The following is a 4190-nucleotide window of genomic DNA, read 5'->3' as shown; positions in this document are numbered from 1 at the left end:
GCAAGGATTTTCAGAGGTAGACGAGAACAAGCAATTACTTATAGCCATTGTTGTGCTTTCGTTATTCTTTCAATGTTTTTTCCAAAATCTTTTCTAGTTTATCAATACTATTGATTGCTGTAATCACTCGGTTTAAACCTCCTCTATAATTGTCTTTATTCAATGTTAAAATATTTCTAGCAGTTGATGGTTGACTAAAAATTTTTGGGTCAGATACAATTACGTAATCTTGAAATTTGAAATCAACTATAATTTCTTTCATAATAGGTATCCAATCGTTATTAAAAGAATACTCAACATCTCCAACTGATTTTATGACGTGATTAATTTCATCATCATAATAAGCTCCTAGTAACATTCGTAGTTCTTTATTCGAAACTTTGTCAAGTCCTTTTGATTTTAATGTTTCATACGAATTAGTAATTGGTTGGAATCTCTCAAATTGAATAATATCGGCAAGCCAATATTTTAAACTATCTAAATTTTCCTCCGACCTTTTAAGTTCCAATATTTTATTAGAAGAAGAAATTGCATTATTAAAAATGATTTTTATGTTATTTAATGCTTTCTTATCGTTTGCTAAATTTTCTTGAATTTGAGCGAGCATTTCATTCTCAAAATCATTATCCTTTTTCTTTTCATTCCAATTATTAATGCTCAACGCAATTAAAATTCCAATTACTACCAAGATAATTTCTCCGATTCCATAAATCAGATACTTACTGAATTTGTTTTCAGTCAACATTTTTTGGCGGATTTTTCTAAAAAATTTTATCATTGGTTAATGGTTGGTCATAATGAAGCACAACGGTCTAGTGTATGATTTCGTTGCGTGGTTTAAGCATTAAAGTTAGCAAATAAATTACAGATAGAAAGTCCGCGAGGACTTTCGTAAGTAGGCTCTAACTAGCAATGAATTATACACATTGTTGTGCTACGTTATTTTTTTAATCAGTTTGTCATAGGAATATTTTCTTGCTTTTCTGCGATAAGATTTTCCTTTTATTATTCCAAAAATTTCATTCGTTTCAGGCAGATATTCAACCCAGTTTTCCGAACAACCACCAATTGCATAGTCAGAATCCGTTTCATTTGGTAATTTGGGTTCAGGTCTTTTTGGTTGATAAATCGACATAATATAGATTTTGCCCTTTTCAAATCCACTAGTACTTGCTCTACAATCAGCTCCGTCTGTGCTAAATATTTCAATTACTTTCCTTTTTTCAGTTCCGCGAATCAATTCAAGAATTTCAATTTTTATTGATTCTCCTGTTCCATAATGTGGGTCAAAATTATTATAGATTTGAGAGGCGACAAATTCGTTATGGTCTGTGTATCTTTTTCCGTCTTCAGTATGATAAACGTGTTCAATTATTTTGGCTTTAACAATCGTTTCAGAATATTTGGTTACGTGCAAAAAATTTCCTCCATATTCGCAACTACAAGCAAAAATTATGCTCGTAAAAAGGGTAGTTAATGTTGTTAGCAGAAGTTTTTTCATAATGTAGCACAACGTCACGGCTATGGCAAGTAGGGCAGGCAAGGAAACTTTTCGTTACCGTCTGGTCTACGAGCCAGAGCTTTTTGTTTTGTAATTATTTTTTCTTTTTTAATTGCCAAATCCAAAAGATTTGGCGGACTTTGTAAATAAACCCAAGCCATTAAATATAGCACTTTATGCCCTATTTGATATAGGTATTGTTGCCAGTAGTGTTTTTTTGCTGAATACCACTATCTAGATTTTTTGAAATTTCCATAGCTTCTCTCACAACTTCTTTTGGGTAATCGTTAATTTCGAGTATTCTAATAGCATTTCTATTTTTTAATTTACCCTCTTTAAGTTTGTAATCGAATCCTACGGTTTTATTGTTAATTGTCTCACTAAAATGATACAATTCATATTCGTTGGAAAGCATTTCCGTTAATTCTATGTCATGAGTTGAAACTAATACTTTATTTTCATATTTTGCTAGAGCAGATAAAACTGATTTACCAGCGGAAATGCGTTCTACTGTATTGGTGCCCTTAAATATTTCATCCAAAAGGAATAAGTTTTTTTCTCCGTTCACACTTTCTTTGAGCATATCCTTAATCGTTAATACTTCTTCAAAATAATAACTTTTATCGTTCATTAAATCATCACTTATACGAATAGCCGAAAACACTTTTAATAGAGGAAAGGTCATTGATTTTGCAAAACAAGTGTTGATTGTTAGTCCAGTAATTATATTAAGTCCAATTGCCCTAATAAAAGAGGTCTTTCCAGACATATTAGAACCAGTAAGAAGTATTGATTTTTTAGATATTTGTATGCTATTTTTTGTGCAGTTAAAAATTAAAGGATGAGTGATTTCTTTAACAATGAGTTTATTATCATAACTAATTATTGGCATACAGAATGTGTTTAGCCCCTTTCTTAATGATGCTATGGAGATTAACATATCAATACGTCCAACAAACCTGAAAACATTTTCTATTTCAAGTCGTTTAGTATCGAGTCTTTTTAATACTCCAAATAATAATAATGGCTCAAGTAAAAATATTATTTTAAAAATTTCTAGTACAAACCAAGCTACAATTTCAAATTCTCCTTGAAGCCTCGCTTCAACTTGAAAAAATGACATTCTATTTTTAACATTATTTATTAATTTAATAGACTTTGGTAAGTTTGGATTTATTTTTTCCAATAATGGATTTGCAAATAATTGAGAAGCTAAATTATTAAGGCTTAAAAGCTGTGGAATAGAACTTACATATTGAACTAAATTATTTTTGTTCCAATAGTGAATAACAAAATTCACACAGAAAATTCCAATTGCTATTAAGAAAAACAGAGGATTAAAAAATGATAGTATTAATGAAAGTAGACTTGTAAAAGATAATAATTTGATAACAAAAAACCATTTTGGAGGACTTAAATGCTCTTCTTGAAATAGTGACTCAATATAATAGGCATCTTTATGGTTAAGTTTTTCAATTCTTTTTTGAATTGAAATTCTTAATTCCTTGTTTTTCGAAAATTCAGTAATTAATTTTTCATTTAGTTTCGTGTGTTCTTCATTTAAATTAATTGTACGAAGTGTATTATAAAGGTATTGTTGTCCAATCTTTGAATTGGTTCGGTCAAGAAACATGAACAAATCATCAAAATCCAAATCATTACAAGTTTTGTCTGATAATACCTGATATGCTGATGAATTATCTTTTTTTCTAAAATACTTTTCAATGTAGTTAAAGTTAAAAGACTCGTCTTTCGCTTTTCCAAACGATTCTGCTAATCTTTTATTTATCCCCTTTTTTCGATTGAATATTTTTTTAGAAAGGGTATATTTAATTTGAAAAAGAATGTCTTTTATCATTAAACAATTAGTGTGGTATTTCTATCTAACGTTACATAAAATGTTCAGTTAATTTTTCTATTGCGTTTTAATAAGGTGCTTCAACATTACTGGCAACGGTTGGTATATGAAAAGTAGGCGATTTTCAAGCACTGAGCTTTCGGTTAAGAACAAAGCTTGATTCAAGCAAAAAGGTTTGATTTTATCACTAATTCGCCTATTTTTTATATACGTTGTTGTGCGTTCGTGCTTTTATTCAGATTTATGCACTTCAAGTTCGATTTCAACCATAAATTCAGGTAAAGCCAATCCTTTTACTTCAAGCCAAGTACCAGTTGGGAATCCGTTCTTATAAATCTCAGTTCGATACGCTGATTTTTCCAACATTTGTGCCATATCAGTCGTGAAAATATCTTCTTTTATTACATCGTCAAACGTGCACCCAAAGTGTTTTAATATTTTTTCCAAATCAGCATAACAGTTTTTCATCTGCTGTTCTATATCGCCAACCGCAGTTGGATTTCCTTCATCGTCCATACTTACTGCTCCTGAAATTTTGATGCTATTCCCGATTTTCACAGCGTGTGAATATCCATAGGCTTTTTCCACTTCTGGTCGTAACAGAAAATATTCAGGTTTGTCAGATTCAACTATTACTTCTTTTTCAACTTCTTTCGTTTCTTCTTTTTGCTTTTGTTCGCAACTGTACAATCCAAAAATTAATATGCAAAGTGTTGCAAGAAAAGTCAGTCGGTTGGTTATTGTTTTCATAATTCTGAATGTTTTGTGCCTACTTTGGTCGGTTTTCGGCTTTCCCGTTTTTTATTGTGTTTCGTTCTGCGGTATGACGCA

Annotated in this window: 4 protein-coding genes; all 4 read right to left on the bottom strand. The window is 30.6% G+C overall.

What is annotated here, in order from left to right; all coding sequences use genetic code 11:
• Positions 1-61: 61 nt before the first annotated feature.
• Entirely contained in the window at positions 62-778 is a 717-nt protein-coding gene (locus AACM45_RS20100; RefSeq protein WP_339144982.1) for a DUF6090 family protein, read from the bottom strand.
• Positions 779-934: 156 nt separating this feature from the next.
• Positions 935-1501, bottom strand: a complete 567-nt coding sequence (locus tag AACM45_RS20095; RefSeq protein ID WP_339144981.1) for a hypothetical protein — start codon at positions 1499-1501, stop codon at positions 935-937.
• Positions 1502-1682: 181 nt separating this feature from the next.
• Positions 1683-3359, bottom strand: a complete 1677-nt coding sequence (locus AACM45_RS20090) for a MutS-related protein (RefSeq protein ID WP_286827964.1) — start codon at positions 3357-3359, stop codon at positions 1683-1685.
• A 231-nt stretch (positions 3360-3590) separates the two neighbouring features.
• Complete coding sequence (locus AACM45_RS20085) at positions 3591-4109, bottom strand: RidA family protein (protein WP_339144975.1); 519 nt, start codon at positions 4107-4109, stop codon at positions 3591-3593.
• Between the last annotated feature and the right edge of the window lie 81 nt (positions 4110-4190).

The sequence above is a fragment of the Croceitalea sp. MTPC5 genome, assembly GCF_036985505.1.
In the GTDB taxonomy this organism is placed as follows: Bacteria; Bacteroidota; Bacteroidia; order Flavobacteriales; family Flavobacteriaceae; genus Croceitalea.
This window is presented reverse-complemented; position numbering and strand designations above follow the sequence as displayed.